The 23,749-nt window shown below is 50.0% G+C and carries 17 protein-coding genes; 14 read left to right on the plus strand and 3 right to left on the minus strand.

Going from position 1 to position 23,749, the window contains the following annotated elements:
- Nucleotides 1-65: 65 nt before the first annotated feature.
- Nucleotides 66-959, minus strand: coding sequence for an AraC family transcriptional regulator (locus A3849_RS27595; protein ID WP_074114282.1), 894 nt, complete (start codon nucleotides 957-959; stop codon nucleotides 66-68).
- A gap of 119 nt (nucleotides 960-1,078) precedes the next feature.
- Here A3849_RS27595 and A3849_RS27600 point away from each other — a divergent pair, with 119 nt between their 5' ends.
- Nucleotides 1,079-3,505, plus strand: a complete 2,427-nt coding sequence (locus A3849_RS27600; protein WP_074114283.1) for a glycoside hydrolase family 31 protein — start codon at nucleotides 1,079-1,081, stop codon at nucleotides 3,503-3,505.
- A gap of 19 nt (nucleotides 3,506-3,524) precedes the next feature.
- On the opposite strand, the gene A3849_RS27605 is transcribed toward A3849_RS27600, so the two are convergent.
- Nucleotides 3,525-4,394 (minus strand): AraC family transcriptional regulator, encoded by an 870-nt coding sequence (locus A3849_RS27605; RefSeq protein ID WP_074114284.1) that lies wholly within the window; start codon nucleotides 4,392-4,394, stop codon nucleotides 3,525-3,527.
- A gap of 129 nt (nucleotides 4,395-4,523) precedes the next feature.
- Between A3849_RS27605 and A3849_RS27610 the strand changes: the two genes are divergently transcribed.
- The 13 genes from A3849_RS27610 (at nucleotide 4,524) to A3849_RS27670 (ending at nucleotide 22,814) form a co-directional block, all read left to right on the plus strand.
- On the plus strand, nucleotides 4,524-5,384 hold the full coding sequence (locus A3849_RS27610) for an amidohydrolase family protein (protein ID WP_074114285.1): 861 nt from the start codon (nucleotides 4,524-4,526) through the stop codon (nucleotides 5,382-5,384).
- A complete protein-coding gene (locus A3849_RS27615) occupies nucleotides 5,381-6,340 on the plus strand; it encodes an aldo/keto reductase (protein ID WP_074114286.1) in 960 nt (319 codons plus the stop codon). Before A3849_RS27610 ends, A3849_RS27615 begins: the two co-directional genes overlap by 4 nt.
- Nucleotides 6,340-7,359: a zinc-binding alcohol dehydrogenase family protein gene (locus A3849_RS27620; RefSeq protein WP_074114287.1), complete on the plus strand. Its 1,020-nt coding sequence runs from the start codon at nucleotides 6,340-6,342 to the stop codon at nucleotides 7,357-7,359. The genes A3849_RS27615 and A3849_RS27620 overlap by 1 nt, the downstream gene beginning before the upstream one ends.
- A 56-nt stretch (nucleotides 7,360-7,415) precedes the next feature.
- Entirely contained in the window at nucleotides 7,416-9,662 is a 2,247-nt protein-coding gene (locus tag A3849_RS27625) for a glycoside hydrolase family 95 protein (RefSeq protein ID WP_074114288.1), read from the plus strand.
- Between the two features lie 330 nt (nucleotides 9,663-9,992).
- Complete coding sequence (locus A3849_RS27630) at nucleotides 9,993-11,675, plus strand: type 2 periplasmic-binding domain-containing protein (RefSeq protein WP_074114289.1); 1,683 nt, start codon at nucleotides 9,993-9,995, stop codon at nucleotides 11,673-11,675.
- A gap of 99 nt (nucleotides 11,676-11,774) precedes the next feature.
- Nucleotides 11,775-12,761: an ABC transporter permease gene (locus A3849_RS27635; RefSeq protein WP_074114290.1), complete on the plus strand. Its 987-nt coding sequence runs from the start codon at nucleotides 11,775-11,777 to the stop codon at nucleotides 12,759-12,761.
- Nucleotides 12,762-12,775: 14 nt separating this feature from the next.
- The gene (locus A3849_RS27640; RefSeq protein WP_074114291.1) at nucleotides 12,776-13,687 is read left to right on the plus strand and encodes a carbohydrate ABC transporter permease; all 912 of its coding nucleotides are present in this window, start codon (nucleotides 12,776-12,778) and stop codon (nucleotides 13,685-13,687) included.
- A gap of 132 nt (nucleotides 13,688-13,819) precedes the next feature.
- On the plus strand, nucleotides 13,820-15,346 hold the full coding sequence (locus A3849_RS27645) for a response regulator transcription factor (RefSeq protein WP_074114292.1): 1,527 nt from the start codon (nucleotides 13,820-13,822) through the stop codon (nucleotides 15,344-15,346).
- A 21-nt stretch (nucleotides 15,347-15,367) separates the two neighbouring features.
- On the plus strand, nucleotides 15,368-17,176 hold the full coding sequence (locus A3849_RS27650; RefSeq protein WP_074114293.1) for a sensor histidine kinase: 1,809 nt from the start codon (nucleotides 15,368-15,370) through the stop codon (nucleotides 17,174-17,176).
- Nucleotides 17,169-18,686 carry a response regulator gene (locus A3849_RS27655; RefSeq protein ID WP_074114294.1) on the plus strand — a complete coding sequence of 506 codons (1,518 nt, stop codon included), beginning with the start codon at nucleotides 17,169-17,171 and terminating at the stop codon, nucleotides 18,684-18,686. The genes A3849_RS27650 and A3849_RS27655 overlap by 8 nt, the downstream gene beginning before the upstream one ends.
- A 98-nt stretch (nucleotides 18,687-18,784) precedes the next feature.
- Nucleotides 18,785-19,801: an endo-1,4-beta-xylanase gene (locus tag A3849_RS27660; RefSeq protein ID WP_074114295.1), complete on the plus strand. Its 1,017-nt coding sequence runs from the start codon at nucleotides 18,785-18,787 to the stop codon at nucleotides 19,799-19,801.
- 46 nt (nucleotides 19,802-19,847) lie between these two features.
- Nucleotides 19,848-21,275 (plus strand): glycoside hydrolase family 43 protein, encoded by a 1,428-nt coding sequence (locus tag A3849_RS27665; protein WP_074114296.1) that lies wholly within the window; start codon nucleotides 19,848-19,850, stop codon nucleotides 21,273-21,275.
- Nucleotides 21,276-21,302: 27 nt separating this feature from the next.
- Nucleotides 21,303-22,814, plus strand: a complete 1,512-nt coding sequence (locus A3849_RS27670) for a glycoside hydrolase family 43 protein (RefSeq protein WP_074114297.1) — start codon at nucleotides 21,303-21,305, stop codon at nucleotides 22,812-22,814.
- 28 nt (nucleotides 22,815-22,842) lie between these two features.
- Here A3849_RS27670 and A3849_RS27675 read toward each other — a convergent pair whose 3' ends face one another.
- Nucleotides 22,843-23,721, minus strand: a complete 879-nt coding sequence (locus A3849_RS27675) for an AraC family transcriptional regulator (protein ID WP_074114298.1) — start codon at nucleotides 23,719-23,721, stop codon at nucleotides 22,843-22,845.
- Nucleotides 23,722-23,749: the final 28 nt, after the last annotated feature.

Here is a 23,749-nt window from a genome sequence, read left to right on the forward strand (position 1 = left end):
TTGGAAAAGAAAGCAGCACTCGGAGATCCTCTGGTGCTGCTTTCTGTATTGCCCATATGCCATGGCTAAAGACCGGTAGAATAACGGGTCTTGTATTCCGAAGGCGTCATATTCATATAAAATTTGAAACATTTAGAAAAGTAGCTGACATGCTGATAGCCTGACTCCAGCGCGGCTTCCAATACATTGTACGATCCGCTGCGGAGGAGACTGGCCGCTTTGTTGATGCGGATATAGTTCAAATATTCCATCGGCCGCATTCCAGTCAGCGTTTTGAAAAAAGTACAGAAATGGGAGCGGCTAAGCGATACAACGGATGCAAGCTGATCCAGCTCCAGCTTCTCGCTTGAATGTGTCTCCATATAAGACAGTACTTGCTTGATCTGCCGGTTGTATTCTCGTCCGTGAAGGCTTCCTGACTCATTGCTGCTCTCTATCAGGCCGTACTGGTAAATATCTGCAATGAACTGCAGAAGGAGGCCCTTCAAGCTCATTTCGTAAGCGGTGGATTGGCGCTCATAGCGGCTCAGAACCTCCCGTACGCTAACGAGCAACTTAGAGTGGATTTCGTCTGCAGCAGATAACAGGGCGGGCAGCTTGGCAGTTCCCTGCAGGATGGGTTCAAAGAATAATTCCTGAACCCGGTCCGATTGCGGGGAAGACAGCCAAGATAATTTGAACACGATAGAATAATAGCAAGTGCCGTCAGAGGCAGAGCCAATCCCCGAATGGAGTTCTCCGGGATGAACGATCAGGCACTCTCCCTTCTGAATGGCAAACTCCCGGTTTTCGATATGAAAGGTAGCCGTACCTTTTGCCAAATAGATTAATTCTATCTCATTATGCCAATGCACAGGAAGGATGGAATGAACGCTGGCCGGATGCTCCACTTGGTAGATATGGATCGGAAATTCGGGCTGGCCGTGCAGCTTGACCTCCCGGTAACGGTGCTCGTACATAATACCTCCCATAAATCGAAATATTGTGTCAATATCTCGCAAATATATGCTAGATATTCGGTTATCAACAATAATATCATTATACTATAGCGAAATCATAAGGAAGGGTAGGGATAAACGTGAAACTGAAGCATGTGGATTCCGGTTCGGATGGCGTCAGGTTGGAGACTACAGAAGGAATCATGCATATCTCCTTTGCTACTCCGGGCATTGCCAGAATTCGGTATACCCTGGATTCGGAATTAAGCGGGAAACAGAGTCTTGTAGTATTGAGCCGCCCAGAGGCGGAAGGCGTTCTCTGGACGGTTGCGGACCATCCCGGCCATTTGGAAATTTCGACAGCGCTCCTTACAATACAGGTGGACAAGTTAACCTGCGCATTCAGTTATTGGGATGCAAATGGCAGGCTGCTGACAAAAGAACCGGTAAGAGGCGGCAAAACGCTGGTGCGGACGGAGGTATACCACACGGTCTTCGATGATTCGGCGGGTAAGGTTGAAACCGATCATGGGGCGGATGGTCTGCGTGCAAGAGCGGAAGGGATAAACCGCAGGCTTGACAGACAAGCCTTTCATACGAAGCTGGAATTCGATTGGCAGGAGGGCGAGGCCCTGTATGGACTTGGCTCACATGAAGAGGGAATGATGAATCTTCGGGGACAGCATCAGTATTTGTATCAGCAAAATATGAAAGCGGTTGTTCCGGTGCTTGTATCCACGCGTGGTTACGGGATTCTGGTAGACTCTTATTCGTACATGACATTTCATGATGATGCATTTGGTTCATATCTATGGACGGATGTGGATGAGGAGATGGATTATTATGTGATTTACGGCCCGGAGTTTGATCAGATCATTGGCGGAATCCGGTATTTGACGGGGGAAGCGCCAATGCTCCCGAAGTGGTCTTACGGGTATGTGCAGTCCAAGGAACGGTACATTTCCCAGGAGGAATTGATTGCCACAGTACAAGAGTACCGTGACCGCTCGCTTCCCCTCGATTGTATCGTTCTGGATTGGCAGTCGTGGACGGGCAATTTGTGGGGACAAAAGACGTTTGATCCCGAACGGTTTCCGGACCCTCCGCAAATGATGCACAGCTTGCATGCAATGAATGCAAAGCTAATGGTATCTATATGGCCGATTATGGGGGCCGGCGGCGAGAATCACCAGGAAATGAGCGAACACGGCTTCCTGCTCGGCAATCAGGCCACATATGATGCTTTCCGGGAAGAAGCGCGGGAGTTGTACTGGAAGCAAGCCGATACCGGACTGTTCTCCCATGGAATTGACGCCTGGTGGTGCGACTGCACCGAGCCGTTCGAGGGTGACTGGAAAGGAACGGTGAAGCCGGAGCCCGAGCAGCGCATGCTCATTAACACGGCAGAATCCAAGCGTTATCTCGATCCGGGGGTTATCAATGCCTATTCGCTGCTGCATTCCAAGGGCATCTATGAAGGCCAGCGTGCGGCGGACACAGGCAAACGGGTCGTGAATCTGACGCGTTCCGCTTTTGCCGGGCAGCATCGTTATGGCACGATTACTTGGTCGGGAGATATTGCAGCCAACTGGGAGACGCTGAGGAAGCAGATTGCAGACGGCCTTAACTTTTGCGTAACGGGTTCGCCTTACTGGACACTGGATATCGGCGCTTTCTTCGTGCACAATCACAAGGACCAATGGTTCTGGAACGGGGATTATGACGAAGGGGTTGCCGATTTCGGGTATCGTGAGCTGTATGTACGCTGGTTCCAACTAGGGGCCTTTCTGCCCATGTTCCGTTCTCATGGAACAGATACGCCAAGAGAGTTGTGGCGATTCGGCGAAGAGGGCGAGCTGATGTACGATACGCTGGTGAAGTATCTGAAGCTCCGCTACAAGCTGATGCCCTATATCTATTCTATGGCAGGGGCCGTCGCACATCGCAAATATACAATGTTTCGTGCGCTGGCTTTCGATTACCGGGAAGATGTGCGGGTCCATGATATTGATGATCAGTTCATGTTCGGTCCGGTTTTCCTGGTTGCACCCGTCACAACTGCGATGTATTATGGTCCCGGCTCCCGCGAGCTTCAGGGGGTCGGCAAGCTGCGAAGTGTCTACCTGCCGGACGGTGAATGGTACGATTACTGGAGCGATGAACGGATTAAGGGCGGTTTGACGATTGAAGCGACAGCCGATTTGGAGACGCTCCCTCTCTTTGTCCGTGCCGGTTCCATTGTTCCGGTTGGCCCGGATGTTCAATATGCGGATGAACAGCCAGAAGCAATGATTGGCTTAAAGGTATATTCTGGCCTGGATGCTTCCTTCACACTGTATGAAGATGAAGGGGATAACTATAATTACGAGAACGGTTCGTACGCTACGATTGAGATGAAGTGGAGCGAAGCGGACCGTACCTTAATGATCGGGAAACGAAGCGGAAGCTATGCCGGTATGCCGGCGGTCAGACAATTTGCGGTAGAGATTACCGGGAATGCGGGAAGGTGCATCGTGACTTATCACGGTGAACCTATAGCTGTCAGGGAAGAAGACCTGAAGCGGTGAATTATGAAGAATGAGTGCCTCAGTGTGGCCTGCTGCCATTCCGGTAAGCGGCGGGAGTCATGCCCGTATATTTTTTAAACGTACGATAAAAATGGGGCATGCTCTCAAAGCCGCAGTCCATGGCAATCTGCTCAATTTTGTCGTTGGACTGGAGCAAGCCATCCTTGGCCGCAAAAATCCGTTTGGTTGAAATATAATCAGTAGCATTCATACCCAGCCGCTGCTTGAAGACACGGCTGAAATGGGCCGGAGATACGGCCGCCCGTTTCGCCAGCGCGCTAAGCCCAAGCGGACGGTTCAGATGGTCATTGATGTAGGCGAGCGCTTCACGGAACCAATCCGGGACCAGTGCATTCGTGGCTCCAAGCCCTGCGGCCTGCGGTAAGCAGTACCGGTTTAAGTGAAGAAGAGCGAGATGGAGCAGCAGCGCCATAGCATGGCCGCCGTCCGGGCGTTTCTGCTCCCATTCATCATGGATGGCATCGATATCGCTTACTACGATTTGGGCATGTTCAGGAGGCAGGGTATATTTGTACTGCTTGTTCTTCTTGGCTGCTTCAAATAGCTTCAGATAGGCATATGTTTCGCCGAATGTGTTGTTGTTCACAAGGTAGGGGCTGAAAAAAACGGCGGAGGACGTTACCGGCTCCTCTTTATCGGGAAATCCCCGGTGCACCGTATTTCCGGGAACGACGATGACATCGCCCTGGCGCATGTCGTAAAATGTCTGATCGATAAAAAAAGTCCCTTTTCCCCGGTAAACGTATACGAACTCGTACCAGTGATGCTGATGGTCCGGGAGCTCGCGCTGCGGGCTTTTCGTTTCTTTGTAGTCCAGAAGCAGAGAAAACGGCAACTCGTTGTCAAAAATTTTGCGGATCGGTTTCATTGCACGGCCTCCTTGTTTGAACTATAGATTCTTACAGTCATCATATCAAAATAAGGTATAAATATGTTTGTTCAGGCTATTTTTATTCTTTTATCGGATGCTAAAATAAGATGAAATGGAGGTGGAATGATGCGTATTGATGCTCATCAGCATTTTTGGAAGATAGACAGGGACGATTACGGATGGATCACACCCGAAATTCCGGTGCTATTCCGGGATTATCTGCCCCCCGATCTTGAACCGCATTTGCAAAAACACGGGATCAGCCACACGATTGTGGTACAGGCTGCGCCTACGGTGGAGGAGACCGAATATATTCTTGAATTAAGCGAAAAAACGGATTCTATAGCTGGTGTGATCGGTTGGCTGGACCTTGAGAACCCATCATTCAAAGCACAATACCGGAGGCTCTGCGAGCATCCAAAATTCACGGGGATTCGCGTGATGATACAGGAGATGGATGATCCCGGCATTCTTTTATCCACCCCCTTTTTAGAAGCGCTTTCATACTTTGCGGAAGAGGACCTTCCCGTCGACCTGCTTGTTCTGGCGGATCAGCTTCCGCAGCTTATAGAGTTGCTGAAGCAGGTTCCCGGACTGAGAGGCGTGATCGATCATTTGGCGAAGCCGCCGATTGCTTCGGGCAGATTAGAGCCGTGGAGAAGCTATATGGCAGAAATTGCGCAGCATCCCGGCATGTACTGCAAGCTTTCCGGGATGGTGACGGAGGCTGATCCCCAGGACTGGGCGCAAAAGGATTTCACTGCCTATGTTCATGGAGTACTGGACCTGTTTGGACCCGAAAGGCTAATGTTCGGCAGTGATTGGCCCGTGTGCCTCATGGCTGCAACCTATGATGAAGTCATGGGCGTACTGCGGCTAGCGTTGCAGGAGCGGTTGTCACTGCAAGAGATGGAGCCGGTCTTCGGGGCGAATGCGGCGAGGTTTTACAAGTTAAATTCACTATATATTGGAGGTTCAATGCGATGAAATACAGAAAGCTGGGAAATACGGGATTGGACGTATCCGTGTTAAGTTTCGGGGCGTCTTCGCTTGGAAGCGTATTCCGGGAGGTTCCGAAGGAAGAGGGAATCCACACGGTTCATACCGCTATCGACATGGGGATTAATCTGATTGATGTATCTCCGTATTACGGGTTGACCAAAGCGGAGACAGTGCTGGGCGAGGCGCTGCAGACGGTTCCGCGGGACCGGTACATGATAAGCACGAAGGCAGGACGTTACGGACAGGATGAATTTGATTTCTCCAAGGAACGGGTAATCCGCAGCGCGGAAGAAAGCATGCGCCGGCTGGGAACGGACTATCTGGATATTTTGCTGCTGCACGACATCGAATTCGGTTCGATAGAGCAGGTAATGGAAGAAGGGATCCCGGCTCTGGAGGAATTGAAGCAATCGGGGAAGATCCGTTTCTATGGCGTGACCGGCCTGCCCTTGAATATCTTCGAAAAGGTGTTGTCCCTTACAACGCTGGATGTGATCCTGTCGTATTGCCATTATTCCCTGAACGATACCACGCTTCTCCGCCTCCTTCCAATACTGCAGCGGCAGGGAACCGGACTGATCAATGCATCGCCTATTTCCATGGGCCTGCTGGGTACCCGCCAGGTGCCTGACTGGCATCCGGCGAGCGGGGACATCCAGGCTGCTTGTAAGCGTGCCGCCGAATATTGCCGGGACAAGGGAGAAGACATTGCGAAGCTGGCAGTCCAGTTCTCTACTGCGAATGAACAGATTCCGACAACATTGGTAAGTACGGCGACACCGGCCAATATCCGCAATAATATTTTGTGGACAGAAGAGCCGATGAACGAACAATTGCTGGAGGAAGTGCTGGAAATTCTGAAGCCGGTTGCTGGGGCAACATGGCCGAGCGGCCGGCCGGAGTGGAACGATGATATAGAACAGAATGGGGATCGTTTATAATGAAGGGCATAATCTGCGAGGAAATCGGAAAATTCGTGTATAGGGAGGATCTTCCGGAACCGGAACTTCAGGCCGGCGAAGCGATTGTAAGGATTCGCCGGATCGGCATTTGCGGAACCGATCTGCATGCATATCGGGGTAATCAGCCTTATTTCACCTACCCGCGCGTGCTTGGGCATGAGCTGTCTGGAACGATTGAGCAAATCGGTGACAACCCGGAAGGGCTGCGGGCCGGCGATCAGGTCAGTGTCATTCCCTATCTTCATTGCGGTGAGTGCCGGTCCTGTCTGAGCGGCAAAACCAACTGTTGTCAGAAAATGAGGGTGTTCGGCGTTCATTTGGACGGCGGGATGCGGGAGCGGGTAGCCTTGCCTGTACAGAACCTATTGAAAACGGAAGGGCTGACGCTGGACCAGGCGGCGATGCTGGAGCCGCTGGCCATCGGCGCGCACGCCGTCCGTCGCTCGGGTCTTGGCACCGGCGATCAAGTGCTGGTAATCGGAGCCGGACCGATCGGGCTTGGAGTGATGGCGATGGCCAGAAATGCCGGTGCGAAGGTGATAGGTATGGATGTAAACGACGAACGTTTAGACTTTTGCAGGGACTGGGCGAAGGTTGAGCATACAGTAAGCGCACTAAGGGAGCCGAAGGAGCAGTTGTCCAAGCTTACTGATGGCAATTTCCTGCCATATGTCATCGATTCTACCGGTAATGTCACATCCATGGAAGGGGCCTTCGGTCTTGTTGGCCATGGAGGAACGCTCACCTATGTCGGATTGGTGAAAGGCATGATTACCTTCAGTGATCCCGATTTTCATGCCCGCGAAATGACTGTGCAGGGCAGCAGGAATGCCACCCGGGAGGACTTTGAACGCGTGCTTGATGCGATCCGGGACGGATACATTAATGTCGGCAGCTACATCTCTCACCGCAGCCGGTTCAAGGATATGATCGGTCAGTTCGAGAACTGGCTGAAGCCTGAATCTAAGGTAATCAAGGCACTTGTGGAGCTGGACTAAGCTCAATGCTGATATTGGTAAGTTCATATTATGCGGATTGAAGGAGCGTAACAATCATGACAAGCATGGAGCATAAGCAGCAGTTATGGTACAGGCAACCGGCGCTGGAATGGAATGAGGCTTTGCCGATTGGAAACGGGCGGCTCGGTGCCATGATTTTTGGCGGTACAGCCGAGGAGAAACTGCAGCTTAATGAAGATTCAGTATGGTACGGCGGTCCGAGAGACCGTAACAACGATGATGCCCTGCCTCATTTGCCCGAAATCCGCCAGCTGATTCTGGAGGGAAGGCTGCGGGAAGCTGAGGAATTGGCTGCCATGTCGATGGCAGGTCTTCCCGAAGCCCAGCGGCATTATTTGCCGCTGGGAGAGCTGCTGCTGTCATTTGGCAGCCATGGACAGCCTGCCGAAGACTACAGACGAGAACTTGATTTGGAGAACGGCATATCCCGGATCAGTTACCGGATCGGAGAGGCTGGGTATACCCGCGAGATGTTTGCCAGCTACCCTGATCAGGTGATTGCCATCCGAATTTCTACCGACCATAAGGACGGGATTTCCCTAAAGACGAGGTTTAACCGCCGCGACTGGAGATATCTGGAGAAAATAGACAAATGGCAGAACAGCGGACTCGCAATGCGCGGAGATTGCGGCGGTGAGGGAGGCAGCTCCTTTGCTGCTGCCTTGAAGGCAGTCACAGAAGACGGCATCTGCCGGACCATTGGCGAGTATTTGCTTGTGGATGGGGCAAGTTCGGTAACGCTGCTGCTTGCCGCAGGAACCACATTCCGCTATCCCGATCCAGAGCTCAGCGCCAAAAGACGGCTGGACGAGCTGAGCCAGGTTCCTTATGAAGAGCTGAAGGCGCGGCATGTCACAGATTACCGCGGACTGTATGGAAGGGTTGCACTGACGCTGCCGGAGAACCCGCACCAGAACGTACTGCCGACTGACGAACGGCTGAAGCGGTTTCAGAAGGGTGAAGAGGATAAGGGTCTGATAGCAGCCTATTTCCAGTACGGCCGTTATTTGCTGATTTCCTCCAGCCGTCAAGGCTCTTTGCCCGCGAATTTGCAGGGAATCTGGAATGACAGCTTCACTCCGGCCTGGGACAGCAAATTCACGATCAATATCAATGCGCAAATGAATTATTGGCCTGCAGAGATTTGCAATCTGGCTGAATGTCATGAGCCGCTGTTTGATCTGATTGAGCGGATGCGGGAGCCAGGGAGGGTCACGGCCAGGGTCATGTACGGCTGCCAGGGGTTCACGGCGCATCACAATACGGATATCTGGGCAGACACAGCTCCGCAGGATACCTACCTTCCCGCTTCGTTCTGGCCGTTTGGTGCAGCGTGGCTGTGCCTGCATCTGTGGGAGCATTACAGATTCAGCGAGGATCGTTATTTTCTGGTGCAGGCGTATGAGACGATGAAGGAGGCAGCCCAATTTCTGCTCGATTATTTGATGGAGGACGCCGAAGGCCGGCTGATTACCTGCCCGTCTGTATCCCCTGAGAATACCTATAAGCTGCCTAACGGTGAGTCAGGAGTGCTCTGTGCCGGGGCGTCGATGGATTTTCAGATTATAGATGCGTTGTTTGGGGCCTGCATCCGGAGTGCGGAGATTCTCGGCAGGGACGAAGCGTTCCGCGGGGAACTCGCCGCTGCTCTGGAGCGTCTGCCCAAACCGCAAATCGGGAAATACGGCCAGATTCAGGAGTGGATGGAGGATTATGAAGAGGTCGAACCGGGGCATCGCCATATCTCCCATCTGTTTGCATTATATCCTGGAGATGCCTTCACTGTGGAGCATACGCCGGAGCTAGCCGAGGCCGCCCGGACCACGCTCGAGCGCAGGCTGGCCAGCGGCGGCGGCCACACCGGCTGGAGCCGGGCCTGGATCATCAACTTCTGGGCTAGACTGCAGGACGGGGGCAAAGCCTATGCGAACCTGCGCTCTCTGCTTGAGCATTCCACGCTGCCGAATCTGTTCGATAACCATCCGCCGTTCCAGATTGACGGCAATTTCGGGGGAGCGGCGGGGATAGCTGAGATGCTGCTGCAAAGCCATACCGGGAAAATCAAGCTGCTTCCGGCATTACCGCTAAGCTGGAGCGAAGGGAGCGTCAAGGGCCTGCGGGCGAGGGGCGGTTATACCCTCGATTTTACCTGGGCGGGGGGCCTTATTACGGAAACCGTTGTGACTTGCGCGGTTACCGGCCCTTGCTGTCTGGAAGCTCCAGGCCTTGACCGCATTTCATTCACTGGAGAAGCCGGATGCTCCTATACGTTCACCCGGTAAGTAAACAAGCTTTAGTCACACATAGGGTGATTCTATCTGTATAATAGTACTGTGCTAGCAGGGGTTGGCGTATTTACGCCAGCCCTATTCTGCTTGAATGGGGCTTCGCCAAAGAATATAAATTTTTGTAATACAGCAGGGACAAGCTGTGTATTTTAGCAAGACTAAGGTGCATACCAATAGCAAGCGTTTTCATTTTATCGTATTTTTAGGGGGGAAGAACTATAGTTTATGAATTGGAAGCGCATTCTTGAAAGGTATAATTAAGTTGTCACCAGGTGATTGACAGTAAACAAAAAGCAATTAGCCAAAAAGGGGAGGCATAACAAAATGCATAAAACGGCAAAACGTTCCGCCCGGGCATTAGCAGCTGGTACATTCGCGCTTGCGCTGGCACTGACAGGCTGCAGCTCGAACAACAGCGCGGCCAATGTTAACAGCAACACGGCCAAGGGGGGAACAACAGCAAGCCCGGCGGCAAATGGAGACGACAATGCTCCGGCAACATTCTCGGTATTTTTGGCCAGTCCCGGGCAGACGCCTACGGAGGACAACAAGATTCTCAAACTGATTAAAGAAAAAACCGGCGTCAGCTTCAAAACGGAGCTTCTGGTGGGCGACCTGCAGCAGAAGCTGGGGGTTATGATTGCCGGAGGAGACTACCCGGACATTATGTCGGGCGATGACAAATTACTCAATGCCAAGGCGTACATTCCGCTTGAAGATTTGATTGAGAAGTACGCTCCCAACCTGAAAAAGCATTATGCCGCGGTCTGGAATCAGATCAAGGATGAGACCGATGGACATATTTACGTTTTGCCAAGCTATGGTGTATATCAAGGTAAAATTACCGAACCGACTTACCAGGGACCAGGCTTCTGGCTTCAAAAGTCTGTGCTTGAGGAGATGGGATATCCGACTCCCAAGACTCTGGATGAGTATTTCGATATCATTGCCAAATATAAAGAAAAGCACCCGGATATGATCGGATTTGAATCGCTCAACTTCGACTGGCGTGTATTCCCGCTTCAGAACGCTCCTGAGCACTTGGCGGGCCATCCGAATGACGGGGGCGTTATTGTAGACAACAACAAAGCGCAGATTTTTGCCGATAAGGACATTTCCAAGACCTATTATAAGAAGCTTAATGAAATTAACGCTCAAGGTTTGATGGATAAAGAAGCTTTCGTACAAAACTACGACCAGTACCTGGCTAAAATCGCAAGCGGCAAGGTCATCGGTATGTTTGACCAGCACTGGAACTTCCAGGATGGAGAAACCTCTTTGATCTCTCAAGGCAAAAGAGAAAATACGTATATCGGCTTCCCACTGCTCTATCCGGGCGCTGAGGAATGGTATCGTGACCGCGGAGCGGTCGGCACCAACCGCGGATTAGGTATTTCAATCAATGCCAAGGACCCTGTCCGGATTATCAAATTCTTGGATCAGATGATTACAGAAGATTGGCAGAAAACTCTCCAATGGGGAATCAAAGGCGAAGACTATGAAGTGAAGGAAGACGGCACGTTCTACCGGACGCCGGAAGAGCGGACGAACGCAGATCAAACAAGCTGGCAGTTGGCTAACAAAATCACAACTATGTTTGGTTATATGCCAAAAATTCAAGGTACCTACAGCGATGGGAATGCAGCTGATGCAGGAACTCAGCCGCAGGAATTCTTCGACAGTCTGAAACCTTCTGATCAGAAAATCCTGAAGGCGTATAACAAGAAAACATGGTCCGAATTCTTCAAGGAACCAAAAGAAAATAATATCTACTTCCCTGCTTATTCCATCGTTCTTAAGGACGGTTCGGCAGCCAAGCTTGCGCAGTCCAAACTGAATGACCTTCAAATTAAATATTTGCCGAAGGCTATTATGGCCAGTCCGGCTGAATTTGATGGGGTCTGGCAAGATTATGTCGACCACATTCATAAGCTGGACATCAAGGCTTATGAAGACCGCATAAATGAAGGAATCCAGTCGCGTATTAAAAACTGGAGTGTGAAGTAGTCGATTTCAAGACAAAGAATAGAGCGGGAAATCGTATTTCCCGCTCTTCATTAATCCGGATAGTATGGAGAGAATGATCTTACAGGAGGGGAACACTACATGTCTGATACCGTACTGGACAAACCGGTCAAAACCCAGAAGACCAGACAACGCAGAGTCGATCCGGAAATTGGTGTGAGTCTTAGCTGGAAGACGCTAAAAACGCAGAAGCAGCTTATTTTCATGTCAGTACCGATTGCCATTTATTTAATTATCTTTAACTATGCTCCCATTTGGGGCTGGGTAATGGCCTTTCAGAACTACCGCCCGGCGCTATCCTTCGGCAAGCAAGAGTGGGTAGGCTTGCAGCAGTTCAACTTTCTATTTTCAGATGAGACCTTTATGATGGTGCTGCGCAACACGATCGCCATGAGCTTTATTAACCTTGTGCTTGGTACTGTTACGGCAATCGGCTTGGCTTTACTGCTAAATGAGATCAAAGTTAAGTTTTTCAAGCGTATCGTTCAGTCTATTTCGTATTTGCCGCACTTCTTGTCCTGGGTTATCGCAGCGGGCATCGTTGCCACTTCGCTGTCGATTGACGACGGAATTGTCAATATCATCTTAATGAAGCTTCACTTCATTAAAGAACCGATTATGTGGCTCAGTGAAGGAAAATATTTCTGGGGCATTGTCGGGGCTTCGAACGTGTGGAAAGAGGTGGGCTGGGGTACCATCATTTATCTGGCAGCCATTACCTCAATCGATCCTTCTCTGTATGAGGCAGCGTCCATAGACGGCGCCAAGCGTTTTCAGAAGATGCGCTATGTCACTCTTCCTGGGATTAAAGCCACATTCGTTATCTTGCTCATTATGAACATCGGACATATTCTGGATGCCGGCTTTGAACTCCAATATTTGCTTGGTAACGGGCTTACTGTGGACTGGTCGCAAACCATTGATATCTTTGTAGTGAAGTATGGTATCTCTATGGGGAATTATTCTCTGGCTACGGCGGCAGGGATCTTCAAAACCATCGTCAGTGTCATTCTCGTATTCATCGCAAATTATATCGCAAAACGCCTCGGCGAAGAGCGATTAGTATAGAGGAGGAAGCCCATATGAAAGCTGTGACGAAAAGTTCAGGACGCATTGAGCCGATTGTCTTTCATACAATCAACACGATATTTATGCTCTTTGTGGTTGCCATCACGCTCTATCCATTCCTCCACACGCTGGCGGTTTCTTTAAATGACGGCAGTGACACTCTTGCCGGGGGAGTATATTTCTGGCCCCGTGCCTGGACCTTAGAGAACTACAGAGCCGTCTTTATCACAGGGACGATCTATCATGCCGCTTTTATCTCCGTGTCCCGCACGCTGCTCTCGACAGTATTAGGCGTTTTTCTGACTACGATGCTAGCGTATACACTGGCGCAGAAGCAATACATTTTCCGTAAAAAAATAAGTATGCTGTTCATCCTGACCATGTATTTCAATGCCGGACTGATTCCGAATTACTTCCTTATTAAAGAGTTAGGTCTGCTTCATAGCTTTATGGTCTATATCCTTCCAAGCATGGTCAGCGCGTTCAACCTGATTATCCTCCGGACGTATATCCGGTCCCTTCCAGGCAGCCTCACAGAGTCGGCGAAAATCGACGGGGCGGGAGAATTCAGAATCTTCTGGAAAATCATCTTCCCGCTGTGTACTCCCGTGCTGGCAACCGTAGCTCTATTCATCGCCGTAGGCGCATGGAACTCATGGTTTGACACGTTCCTGTACGCATCATCGGATATCAATCTGAGTACACTGCAATATGAAATGATGAAGCTGCTCGGTTCCACCATGAGCACGAACAACGATCCTTCTGCGCTGGCAGGCAATCAGCACAATCAGATGCAGGCCTTGGTGACACCGGCTTCCATCCGTGCAGCCATCACAATTGTTACGGCAGTGCCGATTTTGTTCGTTTACCCTTTTTTGCAGAAGTACTTCGTGGTAGGATTAAATTTGGGTAGTGTTAAAGAATAAATGGATAATAATTGTTTAAATGGTTAATATAAGGGATTATACCGTTTCGGCAGCAGCCGAAGCGGTTTCTCCTGTTCCACAAGACTTAGCTTTCTGTAATCAAAAAAATTAGAAATAAAGAGGGTGATGCCAATGCTTAAGGTGCTGTTTGCCGACGATGAGCCGCTGATGCTTGAAGGATTGCGATTACTGGTCGACTGGGAGGAACTGGACTTTGAAGTCTGCGGCGAGGCCCTGGATGGCGAAGATGCGCTGCAGCTTATTCATAGCACACGGCCTGATTTGGTCATAACCGATGTACGTATGCCTGTGATCGATGGCCTTGAACTCATTAAGATATTTGCTGAAAGCGATTTCCAACCGAAGTTCATCATCTTTAGCGGTTATGCTGACTTTGAGTATGCCAAGGAAGCCCTTAGATACGGTGTGTCCAATTATTTGACCAAACCCTTGGATGAAATAGAATTGACAGAGGCACTGCAGACTGTAGCCGAACAAATACGTGCTGAGCGTAAGCTTGCTTCACGACAGGAATTGGTTTCCGCCTTTATACAGGCGGAAACCATATCCCGTCTTCTCATGCGGGAGAACACTGCAGAAGAAGCGGAAGAGGCATTTAAGGCGCTGGATATACACCCCGGCTCCCGGATATGCTGTGTATTGGCCCAGGGGGTTTCGCTCGACAGCTCACAGTTGCGAAGACAAGTCTATTCCATGAGCCTCAAGGAAACGTTCCGCAATATAATCGCGTACCCTTTTTTGGCTGGAAGCCATAAACATGGCTATTTGCTGGTTTCTCCGCCGGAAGGCCCGGAGCTTGACCCGGTGATGCTGGCAAGCTGGATCAATGAAATGCGGACTGAGTATAGCGGTCTGGTTCTTTTCTCGGCAAGCCTTGAGCATCGCGGCACCGCATTTCTGAATGCTGCGTATCATGAAGCGCTCGCGGCTGAATTATACCGACCGGATTCGAACACCCGCGAAATTGGTTTCTTCCAGGAGCAGGACAAGGATCAAACGGCGCTGCTTCCGGCGGGGCTGAAGAAGTCGCTGCTCCAATCGGTTACCGAAGGGCAGCTTGACCCATTAAGCTCCCAACTGAGCGATGTCTTTAAAATTTTCTCGGCAGATAGTACTTCGAGTGCATGGATCGATGCCTTCCTGAGCAACATCAAAGCTGAACTGCTCCGCGAAATCGATGTAAGAGGAGGAGACTCGGCATTGTGGGCGGATAAATGGTTCCCACCCCGGGTAACCGCTTGCTGCTTGCCGCTGCTTGAGCGGCAGACGAAGGAGGATCTGTACGAAGTAGCCGAATGGTTCGCCTCAGCGGACAATCATCAGGAGGACCTGCTCGTTACAGCGGCGATCGACTATGTCCGGGAGCACTATCAGAAGAAGCTGAAGCTGCAGGACATTGCGAAGCATTTACATGTGAATTCTGCCTATCTGGGACAACGGATCAAGAAACGTTATGGCATCTCTTTTAACGAATTTCTTCATGAATACCGCATTGAAAAAGCCAAAAAACTGCTGCGCCGGACGGATATGTGCATTTCGGATATCTCGGAGCGTGTGGGATATTCGGATGCGGATTTGTTCGCTGCCAAGTTTAAATCGCTGAATGGCGTCTCACCTTCGGTGTACAAGAAGGGCTGATTCAAGGGGGAGGAGAGCAGCATGAAGGGCAAAAGGAAACCATCAGCCATCGTTAATGATATCCCGCTCAAATACAAATTTCTGTTCATCTATTTGCTATGCGTTCTTGTCCCGATACTCAGCATTAACGCCCTCTTTTATGTTCAGATCAGCCGTAATGTGGATGCCCGTGAAAGAGAGAATCTTGAGATTTCCGTAGACCGTGTGGTCTATGATTTTATGCAAATTGTGAATGAATGTGTGGCGATCAGCAATACGGTTGCAGCAGACCGTGCCTACAATGAAATCATGGATGATACCTATCCCGATAACGAGGCTTATTATGATGCCTACAACAGTGTTCTGAGGGATAAGATGTGGCAATATAACAACCTGCATTCCTATATTTATTGGATGGGCGTCTATACTACGAATCCGACGATTCAGAACGGCGGCAGTTACTTTATTCTGTCAGACAACGATAAGAAGAGTGAATGGTACCGTAAAATAACCAGTGGCTCGGACAAGGTGCTATTAACCTCTTATCAGGGGACTAACCCGCTCAATCCGCCCCAGCAGGAAGTGTTTGTCAGCCTGATCCGCAAGTTGGATAACTTTACCGGACAGCCCTACCGTAAGTATTTGCGAATCGATCTGAGGTTGAACAATGTGCAAGAGCTGTTCAAGAAGGAACACGACTATTTGCAGTTCAAGCTCCTGGATGAGAAGAACCGTGTGGTGCTGGAATCGGATCATTCCTATTATTCAATGGATAAAAACGTTTTATTAAACATGGACACGGATGACAGTCAATCGTCCAAGCAGATTGTCCGTACTTTGGGCAATGCGGGATATACGAAAGGCTGGAGGCTGATCGGAACTCCGGAAGGCAGAGTGGTCAATCATGAGATGAGCCGTGCGCTACGGCTATCGCTGATTTTTGCTGTGCTGACCATAATTATACCTACTCTGCTGATCATTGTGATTATACGATCCTATAATCTGAGGGTGAGATTGCTCTACAGACATATGAAGCTTGTCAAATATGAACAGTTCGAGAGCATTGATATGTATGAGGGAAAGGACGAAATCGGCGGTCTCATCCGCAGCTTCAATCTGATGACGGACAAAATCCGCAATCTGATTAATGATGTGTATAAGCTGGAAATTCAGAAAAAGGACCTCGAGCTTGAGCAGGTAAGAGCTGAGTTGAACTATCTGGAAAGTCAGGTAGACCCGCATTTTCTTTTTAATACGCTGAACGCCATACTGGTCATTTGCAAGAAATACAAGTATGAAGAGGTCACCGATGTGATCCGGAATCTGGCTCTTATTATGCGCAGGCTGCTAAGCTGGAAGGACGATCTGATTACCGTCGGGGAAGAAATATCTTTTATTGAAATGTATTTGCAGATTGAAAAATTCCGCTTTCAGAGCCGGTTCACGTACGACATTGATATCGACCCTTCCGTACTGAATTTCCGGATTCCCAAAATGAGCGTCCAGGCACTGGTGGAGAATTCCTGCAAGCATGGTCTGCAATCGGTCAAAGGTGCAAGGAAGATTCACGTGTCTGCTTCCATGAACGACGCATCTTTAATCATTGTTGTGATTGACAACGGAAAGGGAATCGATAAGGAGAAGCTGAAATGGATCAAGTCCCACCTGCAATCAGACCAGGACTCCGGACAAAATGTCGGGCTCCGAAATGTCTATAGACGCCTGATGATGTATTATGACAGCCGCGCCGGCTTTACCATTGAGAGTACCGAGTATGAACAGACGTCTATCACAATTCAAATCCCCGTAGACTTGGCATTAGACCCAAAAGTGGAGGAATCCCATGTTTAAAGTGGTTTTAGCGGATGATGAAACGATTGCATTAGAGGGATTAAGAACGTTGACCGATTGGGAGGAGTTGGGCTTTGAAATCTGCGGCGCATGTGAGAACGGGGAAGAAGCGTTAAGCACGGTGGAGGAGTGTTCGCCAGATCTTGTGATTACAGATATCCGCATGCCCGGCATCGATGGATTAGAGCTAATCAAGCAGGTACGTGATTTGGACATAGAGCAGCCCATTTTTATCGTCCTCAGCGGTTACGGCGAGTTTGAATACGCACGGACAGCACTCCGTTATGGGGTAAGACACTATTTACTGAAGCCTGTCATTGATGCGGAATGGGAGAAGGCGATTGCCGACATTGCAGACGAGCTGGAAATGCGTGCCAAGCACAAGATGCAGCAGAACATGCTGGCGAGCCGACTTCTTCCCGTTGCGATCGCCCGTATGCTTGAAGGGCAGTGGGCGGAGCCGGAAGAGGAGATCACCGAACTGATGGATCGTCTGGACGAGGCGGTTTCAGGGTGGACTTATATACATGTGAATGGCCCCAAAAGCAATATTAGGGAAATCTGCCGGAAGTTCGCCGGGGCGATGGGTGCCTTGTTCATTGATTTGCCCGGCGATCAGGCGGGGTTTGTTGTGGAGAGTTCCGCGCGGGCAGCGGAGCAGGCTAGGCAGGTATATACCGAATTGTCTAGGAACAGTGTAAAGGGATATGTGAGCATCGGGCCGAATGTGCAGTCACTACGGGAGCTGCCCGTATCCTATATGCTGGCCGCCGGGGCTGCCGCCCGCCATCTTTTCTATTCGGAAGCCAGCGGCCCCATTGATGCGACCATGGATGCCCGGAGCCAGCTTAGCTATCGTCTGCCTTCCGCAGATCTGACAGAAGAACTGATGGGCGCAGTTGAAAGATTGCAGGAGCAGAAGGCTTGGGACCAATTGAAGGAAATGTTCAGTATGTTTGAACGGAATAGAACTGCACCTGAGGTTGTACAGATGACCAGCATCGATATCATGCTGAAAAGTATGGAGCTGGTGAGGGAGTTCGGCGGGAAGGCTGAGCAATGGAGTGATTCATTTGAGTTTTTTAGAACCGAGCCCAAGTCGCTCGCAGTGCTGGAAGACATCCTTAGGCAATTGTTGAATTCATGTATGGAATATATCAGACAGCATAAGGAACGCGGATCCGAGCATCCGCTGATACAGGTGGAATACTTTTTGAAGGACAATTATTCCAAACCTTTGACTGTAAAAGAGATCGCAGAGCACTTTTATATCAATCCGGTATACCTGGGCCAGGCGTTTATTAAAAAGAATAGTATCAGCATCCTTGAATATATTCATAATTTGCGCATCGAACAAGCCAAGAAGCGGTTAATTGAAACGGGCGAGACCGTCAGGAAGATTGCAGAGAATGTGGGTTATGTTCACTACCATCATTTTTTAAGAGAGTTTGAAAAGCGGACCGCACTAAAACCAGTCGCTTACCGCAACCAGGCTGGTGCTGAAAAATGATGAGTATGCTTCTTTAATTTGGTAATGGTAAACGCATACAAAAGCTATATTATAGACTTAACTGTCTGTTCTACATTCGAATTAGGAGGCTATACAAGATGACACAGGCAAATGGCGGGTTACCCGCATTGCATGAAGTGTTCCGGGACGCGTTCAAAATGGGCGCTGCGGTCAGCATGGACGTTTTATCTGCTCAAGCTCCTTTCATTGCTAAGCATTTCAACAGCATTACAGCCGAAAACGTGATGAAGCCTGAGGAAGTCCAGCCGCAAGAAGGGATTTTTACCTTTGATGCAGCCGACCGGATTTTTGAGTTCGCTAAGGCCAATCAAATCGCAGTCCGGGGCCATACACTTCTCTGGCATAACCAGACAGGAGATTGGATGTTCCGCAATTCAGAGGGGGAGCCGTGCACCAGAGAGCAGCTGCTCGGCCGTCTGCAGACCCATATCAACGCTGTTGTGGGCCGATACCGCGGGCAGGCTTATGCCTGGGATGTAGTTAATGAAGCCGTTGAGGATAAGTCGGACCAATACTTGAGGGAAACGAAATGGCTCGAAATCCTCGGAGAGGACTATCTCCGTGAGGCTTTTGAAATGGCCCATCAGGCAGACCCGGGCGCCTTGTTGTTCTACAACGACTATAATGAGACCGATCCTGTCAAACGCGACAAGATCTTCAGGCTGGTCCGCAGTTTGCTTGACCAGAATACACCTATTCACGGGATAGGCATGCAGGCACACTGGAACATCTATGGCCCAACCATTGACGAAATCCGCAGTGCGCTTGAGCTATATGCTTCTCTTGGCCTTAGAATCCACATTACCGAGCTTGATCTCTCCATGTTCCGGTTCGAAGATCAACGGGCTGATTTGAAAGCGCCAACAGTTGAGATGCTGAAGCTTCAGGAAGAACGTTATGCGGAGATTTTTGCCGTTCTGATGGAATACAGAAAGGCCATTGATTCTGTTACGTTCTGGGGTGTAGCTGATGACTATACCTGGCTGGATGGTTTCCCGGTTCGCGGGCGTAAAAACTGGCCATTTCTGTTTGACGAACACCAGCAGCCCAAAGCTTCGTTCGGACGGCTTGCCGATCTGGCTGCTTCGTTATGATAATACTTGATGAAGTTCGGGAAATTCAAAAAATGGAGGATATCTAATGGCATTTCAACTCAATCAAGCCATAGGAAAGGTTCCGCCTAACGGGAATCCTGTGGTTGCGAACCGATATGGGGCCGATCCGTATGCCCTGGTATTTGGAGACCGGGTTTATTTGTACATGACCCACGATGCACTGGAGTATGACGGGAACGGTACGATCAAAGAAAATACTTATAGCAGTATCCGTAAGATTGCGGTAATCTCCTCCAGTGATCTAGTCAATTGGACTGATCACGGCGAAATTGCAGTAGCAGGGCCGGACGGAGCGGCTAAGTGGGCTACCCAGTCCTGGGCGCCTGCAGCGGTCCATAAGGTGATTGGAGGCATGGATAAATTCTTCCTGTACTTCGCCAACAATGCCAGTGGTATCGGTGTTCTGACGAGTGACAGTCCGGTGGGACCATGGGTTGACCCTATTGGTGAGGCGCTTATTTTGCGGTCCACTCCTGGAGTTGAAGAGGTAACCTGGCTGTTCGACCCGGCAGTACTGGTGGATGATGACGGTCAGGGCTACATCTATTTCGGAGGCGGAGTCCCGGAAGGACAGTTCGCTGAGCCTGGTACAGCACGGGTCATGATGCTGGGGGAGGATATGACCAGCGTAGCAGGTACTGCTGAGGTTATTCCCGCACCATTCATGTTCGAGGATGCCGGGATACATAAGCGGAACGGAGTCTACTACTATACCTACTGTTCGAATTTCTATGACGGGGAACGTCCGGAAGGCAGTCCTCCTGCGGGTGAGATTGCCTATATGACGAGTGACAACCCAATGGGTCCCTGGACATACTGTGAGACGATATTAAAGAACCCGGGGCATTTTTTCGGAGTATCAGGTAATAACCATCATGCGATATTCCAATTTCATGATGAATGGTACATCGCCTATCACGCGCAAACCTTGTCCAAAGCACAGGGCATTGCGAACGGCTACCGTTCAACGCATCTGGGCCGCCTTTTCCATAATGGGGATGGTTCCATTCAGCATGTGGAAGCAGACTATAAAGGTGTACAGCAAATCAAGGCTTTGAGTCCGTATCAACGTGTCCATGCGGTGACGATAGGATGGAGTGCGGGCGTAATGACGGAATTCGAGGCGGCAGTGGGAGAACGGATTGTAACGGATATTGGCAATGGCGACTGGATCGGATTATCCGAGGTCGATTTCGGAAGTAAAGGTGCCGGAGCATTCAGTGCTTCTGTCATATGCCTAGAGGGCGGCGGTATGATTAAGCTGCATCTGGATGACCCGGCAGGTCTATTCATTGGGGAACTGCCTGTTCCCGCTGCGGCTGGGCCGGAGAATCAGATAGAGATAAAGACGGAGGTTAACGGAGCGGAAGGAATCCACGATCTGTATCTGGTGTTCACCGGAAAAACTGGGGTTCCATTATATAAGCTTGTATCATGGCAGTTCGTGGAGTAGAGGAGTTCATTCAGGGAGGGCTGTACAGTGAATACCGCTATCATAACCAATCCTATCATGTGGGCAGATGTTCCCGATGTTGACGTCATCCGGGTTGGTTCAATATTCTATATGGTCAGCACGAGTATGCATTCCATGCCGGGCTGTCCGATTATGAAATCAGTTAACCTAGTGAATTGGGAAATTGTAAATTATGTATTTGATACCTTTGAGGATAACGATGCCCACCGGCTGCTGGACGGGAAAGGTATTTACGGAAAAGGCTCCTGGGCGGCATCGCTCCGTCACAAAGACGGGGTATTCTATGTTTGTTTTTCATCCAATGACATGGACCAGTTCTATATCTACCGCACGGAGGATATTGAACATGGAACTTGGGAGCGTTCGGTAATACCGGGTCTTCACCATGACCCGGGCCTGCTGCTGGATGACGATAGCCGCAATTATGTGATCTATGGTAATGGGGATATCCGGATTAAGGAGCTGACAGAAGATCTTACGGCTGTAAAGCCGGGGGGAACCGATCAATTGCTGCTCGAAGGTGACCGGACTGACATCGGTCTGCGGATTGAAGGCTGTCATGCGTACAAGCTGAACGGTTATTACTATTTGTTCTTTATTGAATGGCCGAGAACCGGAAATATGCGCAGGCGTCAAATATGCTACCGTTCAAGGGAACTTCTGGGTCCCTATGAACGGGAAATTATTCTGGACGATGACCTCGGCTACCATAATAATGGTGTGGCTCAAGGAGGTATTGTTGATACCCCGGATCATGATTGGTATGCTGTGCTGTTCCAGGATCATGATGCTGTCGGGCGGATTCCCTGTGTGCTTCCTGTGAGCTGGGAGAACGATTGGCCGGTTATCCGGAATAATGGCACAGTACCTCAAGGTATTGAGACAAAGCTTCCTGTTGCGGAACCGAAGCCTCTGGTTATCAGCGATGAGTTCGACTATGAGAGCAACCGGCTGGCCCTGAACTGGCAGTGGAACCATAATCCTGACCATGGGCTGTGGTCTGTGACAGAGCGGCCGGGCTATCTGCGGCTCCGCACCGGTCCATTCACAGACAGCATCCTGTTTGCCCGCAATACGCTGACGCAACGTACGGAAGGTCCGGCCTGCAGCGCGGAGACAATGCTGGAGATCTCGGGAATGAAGCCCGGTGACCGGGCAGGAATGGTAGCGCTGCAGAACGGGTTTGGCACGGTTAGGATCGTAGCCGGGGAGCGAGGGCAGTTCAGCATCGATATGTGTGTTAACGGCGGCGGCGGCTCCGAGGAGGCGGTGGAGAGTATCGTGTTCACCGGCGAACGGGTGTATCTCAGAATTGACTTCAATTTTGAGGATAGCCTCGACGAGGCGCGGTTCTTCTATTCAGAGGACGGAACAGCCTGGAAGCCAATCGGCCGGACGCTGCATATGAAATTCACGCTGGATCATTTTATGGGGTATAGAATTGGACTCTTCAATTACGCGACCCATCAGTCCGGCGGGTATACCGATTTCGATTATTTCCATTTTATTAAGCCCTAAAGAGTGAAAAGGAAACCGCCCGCTATGGTCAGATAAAATGCGTTATGTAGACGCTCGGAGTCATAGCGGTGATCCTTTTGAACATCCGCCCAAAGTATGTCAGGTTAGAAAAGCCGACTTTATAGGCAACTTCCTGAATTGAGTACCGGTTAAGCTGAAGCAGTCTGCAGGCTTCATGTATCCGAAGCATATTTACATATTCGATTAACGTTTTTCCAGTGGTTTTTTTGAACAAATGACAGAAATAATTGGGTGTTACACAGCATATCCGGGCAGCTTCCTCTACCGTCAGCGGTTCATGAAAATGGTTGCTAAGATGGATCAACAAAGGCTGAATCCCTGTCTCCCCGTGCGCTGCCTTTGAGTTTGGAGAGGTGAATTCCGCCAGTGGATAAGCGAGGCCCAGGGAGGAGAAAAGATCGCCTTTTATGCATAGTTCATAGCCAAAGGTTTTGTTCTGATAGCTGAGAATAATGCGTTCCATACATTCCCTGATAGACTTGGTAACCGGTTCATGGATGAGGTAGAAGCCGGGCAGCAGAAGCTCACCGGCCAGAAGCGGACGGATGTACTGGATTTCAGTATAATCCCTCATTCCATTTAGCAGGGCTTCGTTAAAGACGATTGCATACAACTCACTGCCATCCTCTGTTGGATAAGCCGCATGAATCTGGGGCTGGCCGATAAAGGCGACCTCTCCCCTCACTAATTCTCTGGAATTAGGGCCGACTTGGACCCGGAAGCTGCCTTTGGTAATCAGAATCCATTCGAGATGGTTATGCCAATGGGGCGGAATAATGCTCCGGTCCGGAAAGTAGATATGAAAAACGTTGATCGGAAACAGATTCTCCGGAATGTCAGTGTGCTCTTTTTTCCACGGATAGGGCTGGTCTTCGAAAGATTCCACGATTATACACTCCTCCAATAAAACGTAA

Origin of the sequence: Paenibacillus sp. P46E (assembly GCF_001909095.1) — a bacterium.
GTDB classification, from domain to species: Bacteria; Bacillota; Bacilli; order Paenibacillales; family Paenibacillaceae; genus Paenibacillus_AQ; species Paenibacillus_AQ helianthi.